Here is a 24851-nt window from a genome sequence, read left to right as displayed (position 1 = left end):
AATAATTATGAAACGAATCAGTTTCCTGTTGATGGCAGCTATTGCTACTTTAACCATTCATGCCCAACAGGTTATCTCGCTGGCAGGCGCATGGGATTTTGCAATGGGTGAAACACCTCAATATGACGATTATGTGATGTTGCCTGGCTCTATGCTGTCCAACGAAAAAGGGCATCGTGTGTCGGTAGAAACCCAATGGACAGGCTCTCTCTATGACTCTTCCTATTACTTCAATCCTTATATGGAGAAATATCGCCACGAAGGTGATATGAAGTTCCCGTTTTTTCTGACTCCCAGTCGTCACTATGTGGGCAATGCTTGGTACCGTAAACAGGTGTATGTGCCCCATTCGTGGAGCAATCAGCGCGTCACCCTGTTTCTCGAGCGTCCTCATATTGAGACCACGGTGTATGTAAACGGAAAGGAGGTGGGACATCAAATGTCGCTGTCAGTGCCTCATCGCTATGATGTAACCAAGTTTATCACCTTCGGTGGCAGAAACGAAATTGCTGTCAAGGTGTATAATGGCATCGAGAATGTGTGTGTAGGTCAAGACTCCCATTCCGTGACCGACCAGACGCAAGGCAACTGGAACGGTATCGTCGGTAGGATTGAGTTGCAGGCACAGTGGAAGAAACTAAACATCAAACACGTGCGTATTATCCCGCATGTGGCTGAGCGTTCGGCACAGATCGAGGTAGAGTTAGAGAACCACACCGATGGCGTCCGCGTGTTGCCTAAATGGGAGTATGATGTCAATGTGGAGGTGAGCAGCATGACGGGGCAGCATTATCACACCACTATGAGCAAAGAAGCCTTGGGAAACAAGAAAATATTTAAGGTAAACTTAGGCAGCGATGCCCAGCTGTGGGATGAATTTCATCCTCATCTGTATCAGCTCACCATCGAGGCTGGCGAGGATGTCTATCAGACCACCTTCGGATTGCGTGAGATTTCGGCCCGCCAGCGTCAACTATATATCAACGGTCGTCCGCTATTCCTGCGTGGCACGGTTGAGAACTGCTGTTTCCCCGAGACCGGCTATCCTCCCACCGACGAGGCCGAATGGTTGCGCATCTTCAAGAAATGTAAGGAGTATGGCCTCAACCATGTACGTTTCCATTCCTATTGTCCTCCAGAGGCAGCCTTTGCTGCTGCCGATAAGTTAGGTGTCTATCTTCAGCCAGAAGGTCCTACGTGGCCCAATCACGGTGTGAAGTTGCGTCGAGGTATGGCCATTGACAAGTACCTGATGGACGAGTCAAAGCGCATCATTGACGAGTATGGTCATCATCCCTCGTTCGTCATGATGGCAGCAGGCAACGAGCCAGCAGGCGACTGGGTGAGCTATTGCAACGACTGGGTACGTGAAATGAGGAAGTACGACCCCACCAAACTCTATGCAGGCGCTTCGGTCGGTGGCGGTTGGGCTTGGGATTCAGAGTCCGATTATCATGTGAAAGGTGGCGCACGCGGTCTGAATTGGGACAAAAAGGCACCACAGTCTGCCGATGACTACTATGATGGAATCCTCTATCCCCGCAACTACAAGGGCGAGAAGCCCAATGAAAGTCCGGTCGTGACCCACGAGAAAGGACAGTGGTGCGCTTTCCCCGACTTTGGAGAGATGTCTCAGTACACAGGTGTTTATCGCGCTCGCAATTTCGAAATCTTCCGTGACCTGTTGCGCGACAACGGGATGGCACAGATGGATAGAAAGTTTCTGATGGCCAGCGGACACCTGCAGACACTCTGCTATAAGTATGAGATCGAACGCAATCTCCGTACGAAAGACTATGCCGGCTTCCAACTTTTAGGCCTCAACGACTACAGTGGACAAGGCACGGCACTTGTGGGTGTGCTGAATGTCTTCTGGCGCGAGAAAGGCTATTGTAACGCTCGCGATTGGACACAGTTCTGCAATGCCATTGTTCCTTTGGCCCGATTCCCCCAGTTTGTATATACCACGGCCGACACACTCTGTGTGCCAGTTGAGGCTTACAATGCGACATTTGCCACATTGACCGGCGTCTCTCCCAGCTATCGTATCTACAATCATGACAGTGCCAGCGTCGTAGCCAGCGGACTATTGCAGAACCAGCAGTCACTGCCTGTAGGAAAAAATCACTCTTTGGGCACCGTGACCATGTCTCTTGCCCATGTGCAGGCACCTGCCAAGCTGACGCTCGAGGTGCAGCTCTCTCCTTCCTATAAGAACCATTGGGATTTCTGGGTCTATCCCGAGAAGAGCGAAGCCGAAAGTGGATCAGTCTATATTTCCGATTCTTTAGATGCTAAAGCACAGAAGGTGCTGCGCAAAGGCGGTACCGTACTGTTGACGGCAGCCGGCAAGGTGACGCTGGGTAGCGATGTGAAGCAGAGCTATCTGCCAGTCTTTTGGAACACCTCGTGGTTTAAGATGCGTCCGCCGCATACCACTGGCGCCTATATCGACACCGCTCATCCGTTGTTTAAGTATGGCTTCCCGACTGATAACTGGTCAAACCTCAACTGGTGGGACCTTATCAATAAGGCACAGGTGATGAATCTGATGGAGTTGCCCAGCAGCTATCAGTCGCCCATACAGCCCATCGACACGTGGCATGTGTCGCGAAAACTGGGCATGCTTGTCGAAGCAAAGGTCGGAAAAGGACGATTGCTGATGACAACCATGGACATCAGCAATCGTCTGGAGAATCGTCCTGTGGCTCGTCAGATGCGCCAAGCGATTCTTTCTTATATGCAAAGTGATGATTTCCATCCAGCGATGGAACTCGACATGCAAACCATTCTCAACTTCTATTGCAAGCAGGCTCCGGCAGTCAACATGTTCACCAACGACTCACCCGACGAACTGAAGCCAAAGTTGAAATAGCAGTTGCAACCTAACAGCCCTTGGTCGTCATGATGCGGAGCACCATCTCGTCAGTCACTCCCATGCCGTTGGCACCAATGGCTGTTAGGTTGTGAATGCTCTTGTCCACACAGTCGTCCACAATACCTTCTTCAGAGGTGACGCATTTGCCTTCCATGGAGAGTAGGGCAGAGAGCACTGCCGTAGATACCCCCGATGTGATCTTCAGCGAACAAGAAGGTTTCGCGCCGTCGCAAATCATGCCGGTCAGGTTGGCAATCATGTTTTTCACGCTCCGACATACATGTTCATAGTCGCCGCCCATCAGGTAAGTGATGCCAACGCTGGACCCAATTGATGCTACCACGCAACCGCAGAGTGCCGATAGCTTGCCTAACGACTGTTTGATATAGATTGCAGTCAAGTGACTCAGCATCAATGCACGTATCAGTTCCTCTTCGGTGTTCTCGTTCTCCTTGGCATAGACACATACGGGGTTGGTGGCGCAGATGCCCTGATTGCCCGAGCCTGAGTTCGACATCACGGGAATCATGGCTCCGCCCATGCGAGCATCGCAGGCAGAGGCGGTGCGGGCAATGATGTGCGAGAAGATGCTGCCGCCAAAAATGCCTTTTGCCAACGGACGGTCGATGGTCTTTCCGAGATTGTGTCCATAGTTGCCTTTCAGTGCTTCGCGAGCAGCATTCATGTTGTATTCGCGTGTTGCCTCGATGAAGCGTATTTCGTCAAGCGGTGCCGTCGTGGCAAAGTCATATACCAGTTGCATGTTCAGTTGTATGTCGTCTGAGCTGCTTTGCTCCTTCTGTTCCTCCTTGAATTCCTCCACGAAGTTGGTGTGACTGCCGGCAATGATAGCCTTCTTCACCGTGTGGTTAGCGCTGGCAATCACTTCGATGTATAGTTTCTCGCTGATTCCTTCTTTCAAGTGGATGCAGATGCGATCCTCGGCAATAAACTGTTTACCTTCCTCTATCGCTTGTGGCGTCAGGTCTTTCAGCACCTCCAGTTCGTATTCGCTTTTGCCTATCAGTGCGCCCAAGGCGATGGCGATGGGAAGTCCAATCATGCCGGTGCCGGGAATACCTACGCCCATCGCGTTTTTCAGGATGTTTGCACTGAGAAACACCTCAATGCGTTCAGGCTTTTGTCCTAGTAGTTCTGTTGCTCGTGCCGTACAAAGAGCCACTGCCATTGGTTCGGTACAACCAATGGCAGGCACTACTTCTTTGTGTATCAGAGCAATAATTTGTTCACGTGTTTGTTTGTCGATCATTGTTTATGGAAATTAACTTATGAATGTTGTGTCAGCGTCGAACGACTTTCACAACCTTTCCGTTGCTCTTCACGATCACGATGCCTTTTGTCTTAGAAGCATCGGTCAATCTGCGACCCAGCAGATCGTAAACCGAACTCTGTGCGATGGGCGTCCTGACACCCTGAATATCGGCACTGATTTCAGTATTGCTGGTGTCGAAATTCTTGGTTCCACCATTATAATAGATAGCACCATCGGCTTTGACAGCCTTACCTGTGACGTTCTGAATGCTCAGCGTTCCTCCGTCGAGATAGAAGTTACCCGTGTTCTCATCCTCATGTTCAGTGGTTTGATTTGTCACGGGATCGCTGCTCTGTTCCACCTGAATACCATCATCGCCTGTGCCACTGATGCTCACAGTGCCACTTTCCATCATGAAGTACTCCTTACAGTGGATGCCATCTTTCACGGCTCCAGTGACGTTGATCGTACAGTTCTTAATCTCGATATACTCTTTGCTGTAGATAGCATGTCGGCTGTTGCTTTTCACGTTCAGCGTTCCCTTGCCTTTGAACTTCGTGTGTCCTTTGCAGTGGAAGCAACCGTTATAGTCCTCGTTGGCACCATCCGTGAGCGTGTTTGTCGTTGCACTCTTGATGCTCACCTCAATGCGCTTGCCATCCATCAGCATCATGGCAGGTCCGTTAGGATTTGTCAGCGTCAGACCGTTCAGGTTGACTGTCGCCTTATAACTGCCTTCCATGTAGAAACTGCCATCGGTCGAAGTTCCCGAGAGAACATAGATAATCTCACCGTCCGTGTTGTTGCTGGTGGCATCGACACCGGCAAAGTTCGCGTCCTGAATCAGTTTCACGTGTGATGAGGTGCCACTCTGCAGTGTCACATAGCTGCTGATGTTTTCTGCAATGTTGACCGTAGCCGTCGTTCCGTTGAAGATAATCTCAACCGTGTTGTTGCTCACGGCCAGTGTCGTGGTTGTGCTCAGCAGTAATGCTACTATTGATAAGAAAAATTTCTTCATTTTGAATCGTAATTGTTATTTCAAACCAGCTTCTTTCAGTAGTTTCTCGGCAGCCTTGTTCACCTCCTGATTGGCTTTCTGGGCAGCCTTGTTCACTTCCTCGTTAGCCTTCTGCTTAGCCTCGTTCACCTTTTTGTTGGCTTCGGCTTTCTGCTCCTCCGCCTTTTTGTTGGCTTCGTTCACGACTTCATTGGCCTTGTTCTGCAGAGCCTCCTCGGCTGTCTTGGCAGCCTCGTCGGCAGTTGCCTCAGCATTGTCAACAACCGACTGTCCGGCAGTGATGACATCTACGACGGTCTCGGCAGGTGCGTTGACCAATGTGTTGACGATGTTTTCAGCTTTCTCGTTCTCGCCAATCAAGGCATTAATCTTCTCCGTGTTCTCCTTCAGATATGTCTGTACCTTATTAATATAATCCTTTGCAGCATCAGGATTCTCTGCAGCCAGTTCGGCAATTTCTGCCTGCACAGCTTCAAGTGAAGCCTTCACGGCAGCAGTGTCTTGGTTCTCCACTTGATTCTTGAGCTCTTCTACCAATGCAGATGTCGGGTCTTCTTGAACCTCAGCTTTCTTACTGTCGCATGAAGCGAAACCAATGGCAAGAGCCATCATGACCATTACAGAATACTTCTTCATCGTTTATTTGAGTTTTTGGGTTATTAATTTTAAGTCTTAATTGCCGCAAAATTACATATTATTATTTAAATGGACAAAAAAAATGCAGAAATCCTTTGGCGATATGTAATTTAATTGTTATTTTTGCCCTGTCAATCCTTACGATATTTAACGATGACACAAGAATCTATCAAAACCAGAGTTGTCGGAGTGGACATCAGCATTGATAAGACTGTCTTTGCTATTGTTGACGTGCGTGGAAATCTTATTGCGCGTGGTGACTTCCCGACCAAAAGCTATCCTAATGTTAATGAGTATGTCACTTACTTGAGTAATAGCATTATAGAATTGGTAGAGACCAACGGAGGATATGAAAGTATCCGTTCTGTTGGCGTCAGTTCGCCCAGTGGCAATTTCCTGACGGGTTGTATTGAGAATCCACCCAACCTCGAGTGGAAGGGACAAATTCCGATGGCAGCCATGCTGCGCGACCGTTTGGGCTTGGCAGTTGCCCTTGGCAACGATGTCCATGCTCGTGCTTTGGGCGAATATGTCTATGGTAGTGCTCACGGCTATAGTGATTTCTTGGTTGTCAACCTGGGCCACGGTGTGGGCAGTTGCATCACCCTGAAGGGGAAACCTTATTTAGGTATCGAAGGTTTTGCTGGCGAGGTCGGTCACTCTTGTGTCGTTGACGGAGGACGTCGTTGCGGTTGCGGCAATTTGGGATGTCTTGAAGCCTATGTTGGCTCAAGGGGTATCGTACAGACAGCCAGAGAACTGATGGAAGAGGACAAGCGTCCCTCGTTGATGCGCGATAAGGTTGACGTGCTGGATCCCAAGATGATTTTTGAATTTTGCGAGCAGGGCGACGAACTGTCTATTGAGGTTTATCGTCGTACTGGTCATCTGCTTGGTATCAGTTTGGCCAACTATGCCACCGTGTTGAACCCCGAAGCCATCATCCTTTGTGGCGGTGTGGCTCATGCAGGTCGCTGGTTGCTTGAACCCACAGACGAGTCCTTCGAAGAGCATGTCTTCCACAATCTTAGAGGAAAGGTGAAGATACTTCTGTCAAATCTTGACGAAAACGATCGCGACTTGCTGGGCGCCAGCGCTTTAGCGTGGAATGTGAAGGAGTATTCGCTGTTTAAGTAAATTCGATGAACGTTGATAAAATTAATCAGATAATTCATTCAAAACCCAATTTGAGTACCGCCCTCGGGATGGAGTTCCTCTCCACACCCGAGGACGATACGTGTATGGCCCGTATGAAAGTTGACGAGCGCAACCGACAGCCCTTTGGTTTCCTCAGTGGCGGCGCCTCGTTGGCATTAGCCGAGAATGTGGCAGGCGTGGCGTCGTCGTCGCTCTGTCCTGGTTGTGCCTGTGTGGGCATCGAGGTCAGTGGCAGTCATGTCAAGGCCGTTGCCGAGGGCGACACCGTCACCGCCAGTGCTCGTTTGTTGCATAAAGGCCATACACTTCATGTGTGGAATGTTGATATCACGGATACGGCAGGCGACCTCATTTCGAATGTTCGTGTCACAAACTATGTGATAAAGGCCAAATGACAGCATTCGCACTCTATAGATTGCCTCATCAACAAGAAGTCACGTTGGTGGAGCAAACAACTGGCAATCCTACAGAAATCACATCTTTGCAGGAGCTAAATGGGCGTCAGGGATTTGTTGTGGCGCCATTTCAGACCTCTGCCGAATGTCCCGTGTTGCTCATTCGTCCCGATCGTGTTCAGACCTTCCGCAACTATGCCCTTGGAATAGTGCCACTTCTCTCAGAGAATGGTGCCGCTTTTCTACCCGTAAAGTGCCACTTTACTGCCCGTAAAGCGCCGCTTCCGTCTTGTGAGCGTGCCGATTATGCCTCAGACTTTGCTCGTTTTCATCAACAGTTGCGCGAAGGACGCTTTCGCAAGATTGTGCTCAGCCGTTGTGCCGAGCAGCTCTTCGACGATGATGCTGACCCGCTACAGCTGTTCGGCCGTGCCTGCGAGTACTACCCACGCCTGTTTATCTCGCTGGTCTATACGCCCCAAAGTGGCTATTGGCTCACGGCAACCCCCGAGGTGTTGCTTGAAGGTCAGAACGGCCGGTGGCACACCATGGCGCTGGCAGGCACCATGACGCTGGAGGGCGACGACCTGAATGGCGAGGGCGAGCGTGTGCAGTGGTCAGACAAGAACATTCAGGAACAGCGCTATGTGGCCAGCTATATCATGGACTGCCTGACTCATCTGGCCACCGATATACGCGAAGAAGGTCCCCGAACGGTCCGTGCTGCCAATCTGGTTCACCTGCGCAGCGATTTCACGTTCAACCTGTTAGACGACGCCTGTGTGGGCAATCTGATCAGTCAGCTGCACCCCACACCAGCAGTCTGCGGACTCCCCAAGGCAGAGACCTATCGCTTCATCCAGGAACATGAGCACACGCCACGCCGCTATTACAGCGGTTTCATGGGCCCACTGCACCTGCAGTCCGCCACTCATCTCTACGTCACCCTTCGCTGCATGCAGATTGCCGAGGGCAAATACCGCCTCTATGCCGGCGGTGGACTGCTGAAAGACAGCGTTGAGGAGCAAGAGTGGCAAGAGACTGAGGCTAAACTCGAAACAATGAGACAATGTATTGCAACAAAGAAAATGTAAATATCCTCACGGCCTTGCTCGTGAAACATGGCATTTGTCATGCCGTCGTGTGTCCTGGCAGTCGCAATGCAGCCATCGTACACAATCTGAACGAGTGTCCCGAAATACAATGTTACCCCGTCACCGACGAGCGTTCGGCAGGCTTTTATGCACTGGGCATGACGCAGGCACTGAAGCAGCCTGTGGCGGTATGCGTCACCAGTGGCACCGCACTGCTCAACCTGGCACCCGCCGTTGCCGAAGCCTACTATCAGCATCGCCCCGTGGTGGTTATCTCGGCCGATCGTCCGCAGCAGTGGATAGACCAGCTCGACGGACAGACATTGCCTCAGTCCGACGCCCTCGGGCGCTTTGTCAAGAAGGCCGTGACGCTGGTGGAACCCCACGATGACGAGGAGCGATGGTATTGTAACCGCCTGATCAACGAGGCTTTGATGGAGAGGCAGGCACCCGTACATATCAATGTGCCTATCTCCGAGCCCCTGTTCCGTTTCACCACACCGTCGCTTCCCGACGAGCGGAAGATTGATTTCACCCCTGCCGAAGCCAGCAATATCACGCTGACCCACGTCTGCCGCATGTTTCTGCAGGCCAAGCGCCCCATGCTGATAGCCGGTCAACCCATGAACCCGTTGCTGGAAGAAGCCGTGCTGATGGTGAAAGACGACGAAGCCTATGTGCCCGACTTTGTGCTCTATACTGGTGGCTCGATTGTCAGCAAGCACGTGAAGCGCTTCCTGCGTCGAGCCAAAGAAACGTGGGCTGTCAACCCGACAGGCGAGGTGAACGACACCTTCATGAACCTGACCCACGTCGTTCAGGGCGACCCAGAGGTGGTGGCCGACCTCATTCGTTTCAATCTCGAAGAGGTGTCGCATCCCTTCGTGCAGAAGTGGGAAACACTCTTGGCGCAGGTTCGACAGCAGAAAGCAGCCGAGGTGTTGCCCTATTCGCAGGCAGCAACGGTGAAATATTTCGAGGAACAGTGCTCCATGGCGCATGCAAAGGCAGGCTCTCAGCCCATCGTTCATTATGCCAACAGTATGGCCATCCGCCTGGCAAACATCTATTCCAGTTCGCAGGTCTATTGCAATCGTGGCGTGAATGGCATCGAGGGGTCGCTGTCAACAGCGGCAGGTTTCTCGTGTGTCACTGACGATAGCGTCTTCTGCGTCATTGGCGACCTCAGTTTCTTCTACGATCAGAATGCCCTGTGGAACCAGAATCTCAGTGGCAATTTCCGCATCTTGCTGCTGAACAATGGCAAGGGTGTCATCTTCGACCATCTGCCGGGGCTCGACCAAAGTCCGGCTCGCGACCGTCTTGTGGCTGCTCAGCACCAGACTTCGGCCGAGGGCATCTGTCGTCAGAACCATGTTGCCTATCGTCAAGCCTGCACAATGGAAGACATGAAAAAAGGCATCGACTGGCTGGTTGGTGCCGAAAGTCAATGCCCTATGTTGTTAGAGGTCTGTCTTTAACAGTCAGAAGCCCCTATTTTTATCGTACATATTTGAAGCTCGATCCACCCACGAACTCTCGCATGATTGATGTGGGTGGTATTTCTTTGTCGCTGATGGGCAGGAACAGATGGATGAACTTCATCAGCCTGTGGGCCTCGGCATACTCCGGACAATTTCTGGGTACTGAGGCCAAAATGATTTCTGCATGCGTGCGCAGCACAGCAAACTCGATGTTGAGGGCCGAGTTGAACATCACGTCGGCAGTCTCTTGGTAGGGGAATATCCACTTGTCTTCAGCCTCGCACACGTTCTTCCACTGAGCAATGGTTTCCTGCGCCGTAAAGGCACCCTTGTTGTAATCGCGAATGATGCGGCGCAGCAGTCGGTTGTCTTGCGTCGGAATCCAGTTGTGATCATCCAGTGAGATGCTGGTCAGTGCCGAGATGTAGATCTTGAATTTAGCCGAGTCGTCGATGCTCTTGGTGAGCAGTGGGTTCAGAGCGTGGATGCCCTCGATGATCAATACCGTATCGTTGGACAGTTTCAGCTTCTTGCCGTTCCATTCGCGCATGCCTGTCACGAAGTTGTATTCAGGCACTTCCACGCGTTCGCCCTTCATCAGTCTGATCAGATGGTCTTCCAGCAAGTGGTAGTCAACGGTTTCGATGTTGTCGAAATCATAATCGCCATTGGGAAGTTTGGGCGTGTCCAGACGGTTCACGAAGTAGTCGTCGGTAGAGAAAGAGATGGGGCGCAGTCCGCAGGCCTGCAGTTGAATGCTGAGTCGCTTGCAGAACGTGGTCTTGCCTGAGCTCGATGGTCCGGTGATGAGCACCAGTCTGACGGGCTTCTCCTCGCGATGGAAGCGGCGGTCTATCTCTTCGGCTATCTGCACAATCTTCTTCTCTTGTAGTGCTTCCGACACCTGTATCAGGTCCGAGGCATGTCCCTTCAAGATAGCTTTGTTCACATCGCCCGCATTCGACAGTCGCATGATGATGTCCCAACGCGTCTTCTCGGCAAACATGCTGTAGGTCTTGGGCATGTCCACATACTCCGCCACCTTGGTGGGATCGTTCCAGTCGGGCACACGCAGCAGCATGCCGTCTTCATAGCTTTGCAGGTCCCACACCTTCAGATAACCAGCCGAAGGCACCAGCGGTCCGTAGTAGTAGTCGGGCGTGTCGCCCAGCGTGTAGTAGTCGCTGTAAAGCTGTCCGCTGGTCTCCAGCAGTTTCACCTTGTCGCTGAAGCCCCGTTCAGAAAACACGCGTACAGCCTCTTCTATCGTTGCTTCGTTGCGGCGGAAGGGCATGTCGAGGCCCACGATCTCCTGCATCCGCTTTTTGATGTTGGCCACATCCGCTTCGGTCAGTGGCTCGTTGGTGCGCTTCTTGAAGTTGCAATAGAAGCCGCGCGAGATGGCATGCTCGATAAACAGCTTTGACCCGGGAAACAAATCCTGAGTGGATTTATAGAGCAGAAAGCACAACGAGCGCACATAGGCACGGTGGCCCGAGCCAGCCCGAGCGTCGAGAAACTCCACGTCGCGGTTCTGATACAGGCGGAATTTCAGCCCTTGCGAGGCATTGTTCACCTTGGCAGAGACCACTGGATAGGGGAGCTTGATGTCATCGGCAAACTCCTGATAGACGTCGAGCAGCGAGGTCCCTTCGGGAAAGCTCTTGGTCACATTGTTGTTTTTACAGCGAATTTGAAGCATAAGGATAACCGGTTGTTGTATGATTGCAAATTTAGATAAAATTTTCGAGATTTTAAGCCAGTCGAGATAAAAATGTGAACAAATTGCCCCGAAAAGTTACAAATCAAGGCTCACATACGCTCATTCCTAATCATTTTCATGCTCTAAGTCACAATTTTAATCCAGCAATAGTCAAATTTCCATAGCTCGCAGTCTCTGTGGCATTTTGGGGGCGTGTTTTTATTTGTACCATTTGTTAATTTTGAGTTCACTACTGGCCGTTTAGTTACATGTGAGTTACATACCAGTTACATACCGAAGACATTCAAGATGCCCTTTATTTATGGGAGACTTCAATGTATGTTAAGTATAAAAACAGGCCTCCAGTTACATACCAGTTACATACCCTAAGCCCAAAATGGCACATACCCTTTATTGTTCCGGCTTTGGTTCTCCGTCTTCTCCTCCTTGATCTTTCCTGCAACCAAAGTGTCCCTTATAATACGTGATGCCATCGGGTAGTTCTGTTTGTCTATTCCAAGACGTTCCCTAAGTGTGAGGTTGGTCATTTTGTCATTAGTGACATACTTCAGACAAGCATGCTGATAGCAAGCATATATACGCTCTTGTCTGTCAAGGTCTGCATATTTGCGATAAGCAAACAATGTTACAGTTGTTCGGGCCTCTTGAACTGTAAAACGAAGTGGTGGAAGTTGAAACAACTCAATAGCCGCCACAGCCTTGTCAAGACCACTACCTAATTCTTCACAAATGCCCAACCGACGCATGAGGTCTGCTAATGATGAGTTGCGTGAATTGTATTCGTCAATAAACCTTTCTACACTGATAATAGGCTGTCCTGGGTTGGATACATCTATTCGGTCAGTATATATTTCTACCATGGGGAACCCTTTCTCGCTAAAATCCTGATGTACCAGCATGTTGGCAACAATCTCTCTGACAGCAATCTCAGGATACATAGTAACCGTAGAACGGAGTGCCTGACCAATCTCTTCATTGGCAGGGAGTTGGCTGTTAATCCACTCAACCATCGTCTTGAAACTAATAGCATAGCCGGCATCAAAGGATTGCTCACGAACTATGTCAAGTTTGCTTTTCCCCTTATACACAATAACCCGTACCATCTTCCTCCGTAAGTCGTCAAAATCAGACAGGCGCTTTGCAAACAACAGGGCACCAAGTTCAGTGATGCTGTATCCCACCTCGTCTTGAATCACAATCTTTTCCGCAAGCATACGGTCTATGATACCCATCGTATCTGAAGGCAAAGGAAGTTTCATCATATCAAAATACGTCTCTGCACTCAGCAAAGACAACACTTGTGTCGCTGTCAATTTTTCCTTGACCACGATTTTCTCTAATGCCTTCTGTCCACCTTTCCATATTTTCGCCTCCTTCTGCGGAAAGTCCCTCAACTTCCTCGTTGTTGAGCCAACTCTGACATATTCCTCATGAAGAAAAGAAACAGGCTGATTCGTGGCTGCAGGAATCCTGAATACGCAGACATGCCCTTTGTCCTCATAATCGAAATCATCGATAATCTCAAAGTCAATACGAGGACTAAGGCGAGTTGACAGCCATGACTCCAGTTCTTCATTACCAACCTTCTTCCGTGTTGCGTAGAAGTCCGTCCCAACAACCTTCAGCGTATCGTCATTAACTCCATATATTATATAGCCATAAGGCATATTGCAAAGGAAAGCACTATTGGAAAGGGCTGAAATCCGCTCCCCAATTTCTTCCTTGGAATGGAAGTTCTCCTTGAACTCAATCCATTCCGTTTCCTTATTCTTAACCAACAGGCTATCTATAAGCCTTTTGAAATCTGTATATTCCATATATTGTAAAATTCTTATTGTCAGAACGTAAGTAATCCCGGGTTATTCTCATGACCGCTGAAGTCATTCTTCAGGTTCTTGCGCTCGGCTTTGCCGCTTTGCTATGCAAAGAATTCCTTCCACTCACACCCCTCGTCCTCTTTGGGGTATTGCTTGATGAGATATTGTTGTAATGCTTGTTCTGGCATCTCGTTTGCAAAGATAATCATTTCTATCTATAAAAGTTCCAAACATATTATTAAGATTTCCACTCCTTATAGTTAAATTCTGTAAATAATAATTTCGCCCGTTAATATACAATAACTAGTATCCTGGTATTCTAGGTGGAGCCATTGGATCTATTGTCACATTGTTGTTTTTACAGCGAATTTGAAGCATAAGGATAACCGGTTGTTGTATGATTGCAAAGGTACGAATAAGCGAGGACAATGCAAAATAAAAATGCTTTTTTTTGTTTTTATTGTCGAGCGCAAGTACCTTCGGCTGCAAGCCAAAGATACAGTTTTTATTCTATTATGCTACAAAAGTTCTTCTTTTATTTCGTGGTTTTAACGTTTTCGGCTTGCCATAGTTAAACTCTTGCACGCATTCTAGGGGCTAGATTACTTGATTCTAGGGGCTAGATTACCTGATTCTAGGGGCTAGATTACTTCATTCTAGGGGCTAGATTACTTCATTCTAGAGTCTAGAACGCAACCAAAAGCGTTAGTATTGCATGTCAAAAGTGGCACTGTTGCATGATAATAGTGGCACTGTTGCGTTGCAATAGTGCCACTATCACGATGCCGTGTCGTTAAATTTCCTGCTTTCTTTTGTCAGTTTCAGTTTTTAGTATTATCTTTGTCGCACCAATCGTAAAACTATAATCATTATGAAAGAAATCCGTATCTATCACTCTTTGTGGCGAATGCTCTTGATGATGACAGGATGTGTAACCTTTGTATATGTTGCAATACTGATGTGTGGTGATGATCGCATCCCGCGTATGATTTGCGGTGTGCTCGCTGTTTTGTTTTTCGGCTTTGGCTTCTTTGCCTTTTCTTATATGCTCATCATGGAGCGCCTGATGGGTAGTCCCTATATTTCGGTGTCGGACCAGCAGGTCATCGTCAGGGGTGTCCGTCCTTTTGTGGTTCATTTCTGCGATGTTGAGGCTTTTCAATTGATTAAGATGAACTCTCAGACGTTCATATCCATACACTTTAAACCCAACGTGGAACTGGCCAAAATAGAGGAAGGCAATTTCTTCTTGCGCCTGCTTCGCCGGTTCAACAACAAGCTGACGGGCGCCCAGGAGCATATCTCCACCACGGGCCTCGGCATGAAGCCTCAAGAACTGCTCAACATACTGAATGAGCGACTGCGGAATTCCGCGCGTTGACACAAAAAAATGTAATCATCTTCGTGAATTATATCGCGACTACACATTTTGTGTTACACCTCAATCCCCGTTTTCTATTTATTCCTCCCCATCACAGGGGGAGGCTAGGAGGGGGTCTCGTTTTTCCACAAAATAAATACCAATTTGTTTTGTATTGTTCTTGTTTCTTTGTACCTTTGCAGCTCAACCAATAAACTAAAAAATAATGAAAAAAAATGTTTTCCTTTTAATTGTAGCTATATGCATGATGGGCTCCTTTTCATTAATGGCCCAGGAAACCGAGAAGAAAAAAGAAATAAAGGATTGGATGCATGCTGTGGCTTATAAGAAAGACGGAACTACGTTCGAGGGCTATCTGAAAAATATCACTCCTGCCTTGTATGGCTCATATCATCTACCGGATGCGTCAGACTCGACGATGATTTTCACAAAAGGCAATAAACTGTTTGAACGGACTACCAGAATACCCAATAGTGAGATTGATAGTATGGTAACATGGTATGATGACAAACCTGATTTGAAATTCAAATGGGAGTCTCGTCCTGCGAATTTTGCTTTTGGTGGAAGCAAACCCTTTGTTATGGAGCATCCCGTTATGCTATTGTTGCTATATAAAGGGAAAAAGGTGAGGGGATATTTGTCTTCTCATCCATTATATGGGTTTAAATATTTCTTTATGTTAGATGATATGCCTTATGCAATGGCTTTTATGAAACCATTTCAGAAGTTCAACGAGCGACGTAGAAAGACATTGTTGGATACCTTCTATATGTATCCGGAAATGGAGGCCTATATTAAAACTTTGACAAAGGAAGAGGTAAAGGGAAATCCCTTCTGTGTGTTGAAGAAGCTCGACGAGATATTATCGATTAATAATTGAATATATTATAAACGAAGTAGTATGAAACGAAACATTATTCTTGCTGTCGTTGCAATTCTCTGTCTGGCTATGTATCTGGGACCATATGTGTTGTTGCTGCTGGTGCTCCCAATTGCATATTTCATTGGTAGCAGAAAGGAGAACATGGAAGTGCAGAGGGTGACCTATACAACAATGGAGGAAGTGGAGCGGAAGTATGGAGCACCCGATGACGTGGTGGTGCTGAATGCCTCGCGTGCCAATGAAATACCATCGCTTATCTTGTTTTATGATGCTATCGATGTGATGATCATCTCTGGCATGGAGTTGAAACTTAGCGACCTTGTGGGTGTGATGCCAAAGAACATGGCTACGCCTTATACGGTAGATGAGTGTGCAGTTATTCTCAGCACAAAAGATACCGACTATCCCACCATTCGTCTGCGTGTGGGCTATGACTACGGGTTGGCCTGCGAGATTACGGCACAGATAGATTCGCACATCAAAAAATAGGTTTGATATTAATAAAGGAATGTTTGGTGAAATAAAGTTTTTCTTGTATCTTTGCAACATGAACTTGGGAAAATACGCTATTAACCAAATATTACGTTAAACCTAAAAATTAAACGATTATGGGCAAATTTCAATTAATGGCATTGCCTTATGCAATGGATGCACTGGGAACAGTGATTAGTAAGCAGACTTTGGAATTTCATCATGGCAAACACCTGGCTGCTTATGTGAATAATCTGAATGGTCTGTTAGATGGCAGCGGATTTGAAGAGGCATCCTTAGAGGATATTGTATGCAAGTCAAGTGGTGGTATGCAGAATAATGCCGGACAGATTATGAATCACGAAATGTATTTCGCTCAGTTTACTGGTAACCAGTCAAAGCCTGCACCTGCTGGTGCCTTAGCAGAGGCGATTAAGCGTGACTTTGGTTCGTTTGAGTCATTTAAGGACGAATTTCAGAAAAAAGGTGCTACCCTTTTTGGCAGTGGATGGGTATGGCTATCTGCCGATAAGGATGGCAAACTCATTATCACACAGGAGACGAATGCAGGCAACCCCATTCAGAAAGGACTAAAACCACTGTTGACTTTCGATGTATGGGAACATGCTTATTATCTTGATTATCAGAATCGTCGTCCCGATCATTTGTCTGCTCTTTGGCAGATAATAGATTGGAAAGTCATAGAGAGTCGTTATAATCTCTAGTATAATAATAAAAGAAAGTGGGCAAACCTGATGGTTTGCTCATTTTTTCTTTGTAATTTTGCTCGTTGAACATTAAACGAAAACAAGAGATATGACACAGAGAGAATGGAAAGAGATTAGGAAATTCGACGAGATACTGTTCGAAGAGTTTAATGGTATCGCAAAGATTACCATAAACCGTCCGCGCTATCGTAATGCGTTCACACCAAAGACGACTTTGGAACTGAGTCAGGCGTTTGCTGCCTGCCGAGAGATGCAGAACATTCGCGTGGTGCTGCTGACAGGCGCCATGAGCGAGGTGCCAGAGGGAAAGACGCTGGCCGACGTGAAGCATGCTTTTTGCTCAGGAGGTGACATGCACGTGAAAGGGCGTGGTGGCTATATTGATGATGAAGGTGTGCCTCGTCTGAGCGTGCTCGATGTGCAGATGCAGATACGCCGACTGCCTAAGCCCGTCATTGCAATGGTGAATGGCTATGCCATTGGTGGAGGACATGTTCTTCACTTGGTGTGCGATTTGACGATTGCTTCTGAGAACGCCATCTTTGGACAGACAGGTCCTAAGGTGGGTTCTTTCGATGCAGGCTTTGGTTCCAGCTATCTGGCTCGCATCGTTGGTCAGAAAAAAGCACGTGAGATTTGGTTTATGTGTCGACAGTACTCTGCTAAGGAAGCTGAAGAGATGGGTATGGTAAACAAGGTCGTGCCCATCGAACAGCTGGAAGACGAGTGCGTCAGCTGGGCTGAGACGATGATGGAGCGTTCGCCTATCGCTCTGCGAATGATTAAGGCAGGATTGAATGCTGAACTCGACGGACAGGCTGGTATCCAGCAATTGGCTGGCGACTGTACCATGCTTTATTATTTCCTTGACGAGGCTCAGGAAGGAGGCAAGGCTTTCCTGGAGAAACGTAAGCCAGACTTCGATAAATATCCCAAAATTCCTTGAAGACAGAATAACGGGTTTTAAAGACATAATAACTGGTATTAAAGACATAATAACAAACGAACATACTTTTTTTACGAACAAACTTTCTTTTTACGAACAAACTTTCTTTTTACGAACAAACTTTCTTTTACGAATATTGTTTTATGTATATATATATTGATATACGATGATGGACGGTGAATTACTGATAAAACGGGTGATGGACTGCGCTGGAAAGGTGCGTAGGCAGTTAGGTCCTGGATATCTAGAGGCTGTCTATAAAAATGCTATGTTGATAGAGTTGCGTAAGAATAATCTGGGCTATGAGGTAGAACGTCCAATCTCTGTGTATTACGACGGAATTGTAGTGGGAGATTATAAAGCTGATATCGTTGTGGAAAAGCAATTGATATTGGAACTAAAGGCAGTCAATTCATTACATGTGGCCCACGAACTACAGCTCGTAAACTACCTGACTGCAACAGGCATCGACAATGGACTGCTCATCAACTTTGGCTCAGAAGAAATACAATTCAAACGCAAATTCCGCGTCTATCGTAAACGCTTTGAAAAATAGTATGTTCGTAAAAAAAGTATGTTCGTTTGTTCTTTCAGTCGCTTCGCTTGGTGAAAGCGGCAGAGCCGAGCGATTATGTCTTTAAAAAAAGTTTGTTCGTTTGTTATTATGTCTTTAAAAAAAGTTATTATGTCTTTAATACCAGTTATTATGTCTTAAAAACAAATAGTTAATATGTACAAGATAAGTATTGCAAAACGCATATTCCACTTCAAACAGCCGGCAGGTACATCGCGTGGTGTCTATACCGAGCGCAAGTCGTGGCTGGTGACCATCGCTGATGGCGAACAGTGTGGTGTGGGCGAGTGCGCACCGCTGCCCGACCTTAGTTGCGATGCTCTGCCTGATGACAAGTACGAAGAGACGTTGCAGCACTTCTGCGATGAGCTCATGAACAGTGGTGAGATTCCTTACGAGGCTATGCGTGACTATCCCTCGATGCTATTCGGCATGGAGACAGCCCTGCTCGATCTGGAAGCAAAGAAGAAAGACAGAGACGGTCAGTTGTTTGACACACCTTTCTCAAGAGGTGAGAAAGGTATTACCATCAACGGGTTAGTTTGGATGGGAACCTACGAAGAGATGCTCAGTCGCATGGAAGCGAAACTGAAACAAGGTTTCCGCTGCGTGAAACTGAAAGTGGGAGCCATTGATTTTGAGAAAGAGCTGGACTTGGTGAAACGTATTCGTGAGCGTTTCTCACATCGCGAGGTAGAGTTGCGTCTGGATGCTAATGGTGGCTTCCGTCCTGATGATGCCCTCTATCAACTGGAATTGTTGTCGCAGTATGCCATCCACTCTATTGAACAACCCATCAAGCAGAAGCAGTGGGCCATGATGGCAGAGCTTTGTCGGGATGCACCACTGCCTATAGCACTCGACGAGGAGCTGATAGGCTTGAACGACCGCGACGTGAAGCGCCAGATGTTGCGCATCATCAAACCTGCCTATATCATACTGAAACCATCGCTGCACGGAGGTATGATGGGATGCCGTGAATGGATCGATATAGCCAAAAACGAAGGCATAGGCTGGTGGATCACCTCTGCCCTGGAAAGTAATATCGGGCTGAATGCGATCGCTCAGTTTGCCAGCACTTATCCGTTGACGATGCCACAGGGACTCGGCACAGGCATGTTGTTTACAGACAATATACCGATGTCGTTAGAGATTCGTGGTGACCAACTCTGGCTTAGATAGAGCCAGTCTCATATACAACAACAGATGATGATGACCTTAGATGAATTTTTAGCTGAGTGGCACAATGATAGTCCGACGGTTCTGGTGCATACCAGTGGTTCAACAGGAAAACCGAAGCCCATGTGGATTGAAAAGAAACGCATGATGGCTTCGGCACGTATCACATGCGATTTCTTAGGACTGAAAGCTGGTGACAGAGCACTGCTCTGCATGTCGCTCGACTATATTGCAGGCAAGATGATGGTGGTGCGAGCACAGACCTGTGGGCTTAAGCTCGTCTCCGTAAAGCCAACAGGAGCACCATCGTGGGAAGGACCAATAGATTTTGCGGCTATGGTGCCTATGCAGGTTTATAACCTTCTTCGAACGGCTGACGGACGAGCACGACTCAGAAGCGTGTCGCATCTGATTATTGGAGGCGGCGCCATCGATGATGGGCTTGCGCAAGAGCTGAGGTCTTTTCCTCGTGCCGTCTGGAGCACTTATGGCATGACAGAGACACTCTCGCATATCGCCTTGCGCCGATTGAGCGGTCCTGACGCCAGCGAATGGTACACACCCTTCGACGGTGTCCACGTTGCGCAGACGGCCGAAGGCTGCTTGATGATAGATGCTCCTGCTGTTCACGAGGGGACACTGGTCACTAATGACATTGTAGAACTTCGTGGTTCGCAGTTCCGCGTACTGGGACGAAAAGACAATGTGGTGTGTTCGGGCGGCATCAAAATACAGATAGAGGAAGTGGAACGGCTGTTGAGGCCGCATCTTCATGCACCGTTTATCGTGACAAAACGGAAAGACGAGAAGTTCGGCGAAGCACTGGTTCTGATGACAGAAGATGCACAATTGGATGCACAGCGCCAGGTGTGCCAAAAGGTGTTGCCAAAATACTGGCAACCACGACACTATCAGTATGTAGAAAAGGTACCGATGACGGAAACAGGTAAGCCGGCCCGAAAGGAAGCAGAGCGCTTAGCAGCCCTCGCGGAAAAAGTCTAAGGCTTCTTCTATCTCGGCCTTGGTGGCTGTCTGGTTGATACGGATGTCGCCAATGCCTCCCAGCAGGGTGAAGTTGATCTGTCCACCCACGTTCTTCTTGTCGTGAGTCATCAGCTCGAGGAGCGTGGGATAGTCGTCGCAGGTGATGGGCATACGGCCGTAGTTGTCGAAGATGAACTTCACCGTCTGGCGCATCTTATCGACAGGGAAGCCCGTTTTGGCGACGCTGAGGTAGAGCTCGCACACCAATCCCCATGCCACGGCATAGCCATGGAGAACAGGCTGGCGTTGCAAGGCTAGCGACTCGAACGCATGGCCCACGGTGTGGCCCAGGTTCAGCGCCTTGCGGATGCCTTTCTCGGTGGGGTCTTCGGTCACGATGTGCTGCTTTACTTCGACACTTTCGCCCACAATGGCTCCTAACTTTTCGACGTCGTCAAGGTCGAAGTTGAGCAGGTCGGCCCAGTGCTTCTCGGTAGAAATCAGACCGTGCTTCAGCATTTCGGCATAGCCGGAAAGCAAGTTCTCGGTATTGAGCGTCTTCAGAAAGCTGGTATCCAGAATCACGCAGTCGGCATTGTTGAAAACGCCAATCTCGTTTTTCAGACCACCGAAGTTGATGCCCGTCTTGCCACCCACAGAGGCATCGACCATGGCAAGCAGCGTGGTGGGTATGTTGATGAAATGGATGCCGCGTTTAAAGGTGGAAGCAGCAAAGCCACCAAGGTCTGTCACCATGCCGCCACCCAGGTTGACCATCAGTGAATGGCGCGAGGCACCACCCTGTTGAAGACTGCTCCATACGTGGGAGACGGCCTCGAGCGACTTGTTGATGTCGCCTGCGGCAATGACAATCTCTTGAGCATCCTTCAGACAACTGAAGTCCTTGACAAGTGGCAGACAAAGACGATGGGTGGTTTCGTCGGTGAGAATAAAGGTGCGGTCGGCCTTGCATGCAAGGATAGCTTCGCTTAAAACTTGTTCCAGATGATTGGAAATGATAACTTTCTGCTTGTCCATAAGTGTCTGCAAAGTTAAGGTAATTCTGCGAAACATCCAAATTTTTTCTTTGTCGATTAAACTTTTTTGCCCCGGCAACATCAAAAGACTAAAGTTTTACGGATAAATATTCCCCAAATGAAAAAATTGATACTTTTGATGGCCGTACTCTTGACCACGGCCCTCTCTGTTCAGGCACAGCGCACTGTAAGCGGACAAGTCATCGACGACGTGAAGGAACCCGTGATACAGGCCACTGTGGCTTTGTTGAAAACCGACAGTACGCTGGTGGGCAACACGGTGACTGACGCTATGGGACAGTTCTCGGTGACAGCCCCTAAGGATGGTAAGTACTTGCTCCGCATCACGTATGTGGGCTATAAGTCGCTGTTTCGCTCCATCACCATGGCGGGGAAACCCATCGACATGGGGACACTGCAGATACAGGTGGACGCCATCATGTTGAAAGGTACTGAAATTGTGAAGAACATGGCGCGTGTGTATTCGAAAGAAGACACCATTATATATAACGCGGGCGCGTATAAGACGCCCGAGGGCTCTGTGCTCGAAGAATTGGTAAAGCGCCTACCTGGTGCCGAACTGGGCGATGATGGAAAGATCACGATCAATGGTAAGGAGGTGAAGAAAATCAAGGTGGACGGTAAGGAGTTTATGACTGGCGACACGCAGACTGCCATGAAAAACCTGCCTACATCTATCGTTGAGCGTGTGAAGGCATACGATGAGAAGAGTGACCAGACACGTATCACGGGTGTTGACGACGGCAATGAGGAGATGGTGCTGGACTTCGGATTGAAGCGCGGCATGAACCGAGGCACGTTTGCTAATGCAGACTTTGGCATTGGCACCAAGGAGCGATACACGGGCAGACTGATGGGCATGACATTCAAAGATGACTTCCGCATCATGGGTTTCACAAATGCTAATAATGTGGGCGACCGCGGTTTTGGCGGCGGTGGTCCTGGCGGACGCTTTGGCGGTGGTGGTCAAGGCTTGCAGGCACCCAAGATGTTTGCTGTGAATATGAACTACGAGAAGAAAAACTTATTGAAGTTGGATGGCGGCGTGCGCTGGAATCACAACGACGGCGACACCTGGAGCCGTACAGCAACGGAGAACTTCGTGTCGAAGACGGGCGCCTTCTCAAACAGCGTCAACCAGAACTTCTCGCGCAGCAACTCGTGGAGTGGCAACTTCCGTGTGGAATGGACGCCCGACACGATGACCAACATTCACTTCCGTCCCTCGTTCAGCATCAGCAGAAATGATAGCAGATCGCAGTCTTTCTCTGCTGCCTTTGCGCAGGATCCTTATAGCTATGTGGACTATGCGCTGAATAGTAGAGCTCAGTTGTGGAATGCTATCAACTACCTCCAGACTAACTATTCTGCAGAAGATCTTCTGGTGAACAGTCGCGACAATGCTTCTTTGTCGTATAGTGATAATACCCGTTTTGGTGGTGAGTTGCAGATGACTCGTAAGTTAAACTCCTTAGGTAGAAACATTTCTTTGCGCTTGGCAGGTAACTATTCTGATGGAGACTCGAAGTCACTCTCGTTGCAGGATGTACATCTTTATCAAGTCGTAAGTAGTGTTTACGGAGGTGACTCGGTCTATATGAAAAATCGCTATAACCTCACTCCTTCTAAGAACTACGATTATTCTGTTCGTCTTTCTTATAATGAGCCGATAGCTGACAGGACCTATCTGCAGTTTAGCTATAACTTCCAGTATCGCTATACAAAGAGCGATCGTTCTACATACGATTTTAGTGAATGGCCCACGATAGCTAAGGCTACAGGACAGCCATTCTCAATTGATGATTTCAGTCTGCAGTATCGCCAATGGGATAATAATCTTGCTCTCTTGCTGGAGAATGGAAAGACTATGGACGATTATTTGAGCAATGACCTGAGTCGTTTCTCCGAGTATAAGAACTTTATTCATACGGGTGAGGTGATGTTGCGTGTGGTTCGTAAGGATTATAATTATAATGTGGGATTGCAATTTGTGCCTCAGACCTCCAAATTCTCATACCGCTATTTGGGCGTTGACTACGGAACAACCACACGAACTGTCGTAAACTGGAGTCCTACAGCTAACTTCCGTTGGAAGATTTCGGACCAGGGACAGATGCGCTTCCAGTATCGTGGTACAACCAGTCAGCCATCGATGGCTGATCTATTAGAGATAACGGATGATAGTGATCCTCTTAATGTATCGAAGGGTAATAAAGGCTTGAAACCATCATTTTCTCAAAACTTTAGTTGGCGTTTCAATAACTATTATCAGAAACATCAGCGTTTCGTATTTGCTAATCTAAACTTTTCAACTACAAGTAATGCGATTACTAGTAAAGTAGAATATAATCCTCAAACGGGTGGTCGTACCTCTACGCGCGACAATATCAATGGCAACTGGAACACACGCGCCGAGTTTATGTTCAATACCGCCCTTGATACGCTGGGTCGTTTCAACATGAACACACGTTCTACTGCAAGCTATACGCACAGTGTCAGCTATCTGGATGTCAATCAAGATGGAAATATTCAGAAGAATGCTGTCAATCAAACTTCCCTGGGACAACGACTAGGGTTCAGCTATCGTAACGACTGGTTTGAGTTTGAACCTAACGGTTCGGTGAACTATACTTTCGGTCGCAACAAGTTGCAGGAGCAGGGCAATCAGGATACGTGGAGCTTTAGCTACGGTTTCAACACTACAGCGCAGTTGCCTTGGGGCATGCAGCTCACTACCAACCTGAACATGAGTTCACGTCGTGGTTATAGTGATGCGTCGATGAATACCAACGAACTGATATGGAATGCACAGATCTCACAGAGCTTCCTGAAAGGCAACCCGCTGTCTGTGCGCCTGGAGTTCTATGACATACTGGGACAGTTGTCTAGCTTCTCGCGTACACTGAATGCGATGATGCGTTCGGATACGGAGACCAACGCTATCAATAGCTATGTGATGTTGCGCGTCAACTACCGTCTGAACCTTTTCGGAACAAAAGAAGCTCGACAGGGCATGCGTAATGCTGTAGGCGGGCCGAACGGACCTGGCGGCGAAGGCCGTCGCGGAAACCGTGGTGGATTTGGTGGAGGCAGCGGTCGCCCTGGTGGCGGGTTTGGCGGACCACGAATGTTCTAACATACAATAAAGGCACGGACTCCAATCCGTGC

The 24851-nt window shown here is 48.3% G+C and carries 20 protein-coding genes; 14 read left to right on the top strand and 6 right to left on the bottom strand.

Going from position 1 to position 24851, the window contains the following annotated elements; translation table 11 throughout:
• Positions 1–7 precede the first annotated feature (7 nt).
• Positions 8–2875, top strand: a complete 2868-nt coding sequence (locus tag L6472_RS09545; RefSeq protein WP_237804518.1) for a sugar-binding domain-containing protein — start codon at positions 8–10, stop codon at positions 2873–2875.
• Between the two features lie 10 nt (positions 2876–2885).
• On the opposite strand, the gene L6472_RS09540 is transcribed toward L6472_RS09545, so the two are convergent.
• The 3 genes from L6472_RS09540 to L6472_RS09530 are packed head-to-tail and all read right to left on the bottom strand — an operon-like array spanning position 2886 to position 5808.
• On the bottom strand, positions 2886–4148 hold the full coding sequence (locus L6472_RS09540; RefSeq protein WP_237804516.1) for a serine dehydratase subunit alpha family protein: 1263 nt from the start codon (positions 4146–4148) through the stop codon (positions 2886–2888).
• Between the two features lie 31 nt (positions 4149–4179).
• Complete coding sequence (locus L6472_RS09535; RefSeq protein ID WP_237804514.1) at positions 4180–5172, bottom strand: carbohydrate-binding domain-containing protein; 993 nt, start codon at positions 5170–5172, stop codon at positions 4180–4182.
• 15 nt (positions 5173–5187) lie between these two features.
• Positions 5188–5808, bottom strand: a complete 621-nt coding sequence (locus tag L6472_RS09530) for a hypothetical protein (protein WP_237804512.1) — start codon at positions 5806–5808, stop codon at positions 5188–5190.
• 153 nt (positions 5809–5961) lie between these two features.
• On the opposite strand from L6472_RS09530, the gene L6472_RS09525 reads away from it, so the two are divergent.
• The 4 genes from L6472_RS09525 to menD are packed head-to-tail and all read left to right on the top strand — an operon-like array spanning position 5962 to position 9936.
• A complete protein-coding gene (locus L6472_RS09525) occupies positions 5962–6945 on the top strand; it encodes an ROK family protein (protein WP_237804510.1) in 984 nt (327 codons plus the stop codon).
• Between the two features lie 5 nt (positions 6946–6950).
• Positions 6951–7361, top strand: coding sequence for a PaaI family thioesterase (locus L6472_RS09520; protein WP_237804508.1), 411 nt, complete (start codon positions 6951–6953; stop codon positions 7359–7361).
• Positions 7358–8455: an isochorismate synthase gene (locus L6472_RS09515; protein WP_237804506.1), complete on the top strand. Its 1098-nt coding sequence runs from the start codon at positions 7358–7360 to the stop codon at positions 8453–8455. Before L6472_RS09520 ends, L6472_RS09515 begins: the two co-directional genes overlap by 4 nt.
• Positions 8431–9936 (top strand): 2-succinyl-5-enolpyruvyl-6-hydroxy-3-cyclohexene-1-carboxylate synthase, encoded by a 1506-nt coding sequence (gene menD, locus L6472_RS09510; RefSeq protein ID WP_237804504.1) that lies wholly within the window; start codon positions 8431–8433, stop codon positions 9934–9936. Before L6472_RS09515 ends, menD begins: the two co-directional genes overlap by 25 nt.
• Before the next feature lie 19 nt (positions 9937–9955).
• Here the strand turns inward: menD and L6472_RS09505 are convergent, their stop codons facing one another.
• Positions 9956–11641, bottom strand: coding sequence for a nucleoside kinase (locus L6472_RS09505; protein ID WP_237804502.1), 1686 nt, complete (start codon positions 11639–11641; stop codon positions 9956–9958).
• Positions 11642–12027: 386 nt separating this feature from the next.
• Entirely contained in the window at positions 12028–13479 is a 1452-nt protein-coding gene (locus tag L6472_RS09500) for an RNA-binding domain-containing protein (RefSeq protein WP_237804500.1), read from the bottom strand.
• Positions 13480–14350: 871 nt separating this feature from the next.
• On the opposite strand from L6472_RS09500, the gene L6472_RS09495 reads away from it, so the two are divergent.
• The 8 genes from L6472_RS09495 to L6472_RS09460 all read left to right on the top strand — a co-directional run bounded on the left by L6472_RS09495 (position 14351) and on the right by L6472_RS09460 (position 20643).
• On the top strand, positions 14351–14860 hold the full coding sequence (locus L6472_RS09495; protein WP_237804498.1) for an STM3941 family protein: 510 nt from the start codon (positions 14351–14353) through the stop codon (positions 14858–14860).
• A gap of 205 nt (positions 14861–15065) precedes the next feature.
• Positions 15066–15740 (top strand): hypothetical protein, encoded by a 675-nt coding sequence (locus tag L6472_RS09490; RefSeq protein ID WP_237804496.1) that lies wholly within the window; start codon positions 15066–15068, stop codon positions 15738–15740.
• 21 nt (positions 15741–15761) lie between these two features.
• Positions 15762–16232, top strand: coding sequence for a hypothetical protein (locus L6472_RS09485; protein WP_237804494.1), 471 nt, complete (start codon positions 15762–15764; stop codon positions 16230–16232).
• Positions 16233–16351: 119 nt separating this feature from the next.
• Positions 16352–16939, top strand: coding sequence for a superoxide dismutase (locus L6472_RS09480; RefSeq protein ID WP_237804492.1), 588 nt, complete (start codon positions 16352–16354; stop codon positions 16937–16939).
• 91 nt (positions 16940–17030) lie between these two features.
• Positions 17031–17888 (top strand): 1,4-dihydroxy-2-naphthoyl-CoA synthase, encoded by an 858-nt coding sequence (gene menB, locus L6472_RS09475; RefSeq protein WP_237804490.1) that lies wholly within the window; start codon positions 17031–17033, stop codon positions 17886–17888.
• A gap of 169 nt (positions 17889–18057) precedes the next feature.
• On the top strand, positions 18058–18444 hold the full coding sequence (locus tag L6472_RS09470) for a GxxExxY protein (protein WP_027455751.1): 387 nt from the start codon (positions 18058–18060) through the stop codon (positions 18442–18444).
• A gap of 174 nt (positions 18445–18618) precedes the next feature.
• Complete coding sequence (gene menC / locus L6472_RS09465) at positions 18619–19644, top strand: o-succinylbenzoate synthase (protein WP_237804488.1); 1026 nt, start codon at positions 18619–18621, stop codon at positions 19642–19644.
• A gap of 30 nt (positions 19645–19674) precedes the next feature.
• Entirely contained in the window at positions 19675–20643 is a 969-nt protein-coding gene (locus L6472_RS09460) for an AMP-binding protein (RefSeq protein WP_237808011.1), read from the top strand.
• On the opposite strand, the gene aroB is transcribed toward L6472_RS09460, so the two are convergent.
• Positions 20617–21663, bottom strand: a complete 1047-nt coding sequence (gene aroB, locus L6472_RS09455; RefSeq protein ID WP_237804486.1) for a 3-dehydroquinate synthase — start codon at positions 21661–21663, stop codon at positions 20617–20619. The two genes, L6472_RS09460 and aroB, sit on opposite strands and share 27 nt — an antisense overlap.
• Before the next feature lie 117 nt (positions 21664–21780).
• On the opposite strand from aroB, the gene L6472_RS09450 reads away from it, so the two are divergent.
• Positions 21781–24819, top strand: a complete 3039-nt coding sequence (locus L6472_RS09450) for an outer membrane beta-barrel protein (RefSeq protein ID WP_237804484.1) — start codon at positions 21781–21783, stop codon at positions 24817–24819.
• Positions 24820–24851 lie beyond the last annotated feature (32 nt).

Origin of the sequence: Prevotella sp. E13-17 (assembly GCF_022024035.1) — a bacterium.
In the GTDB taxonomy this organism is placed as follows: Bacteria; Bacteroidota; Bacteroidia; order Bacteroidales; family Bacteroidaceae; genus Prevotella.
This window is presented reverse-complemented; position numbering and strand designations above follow the sequence as displayed.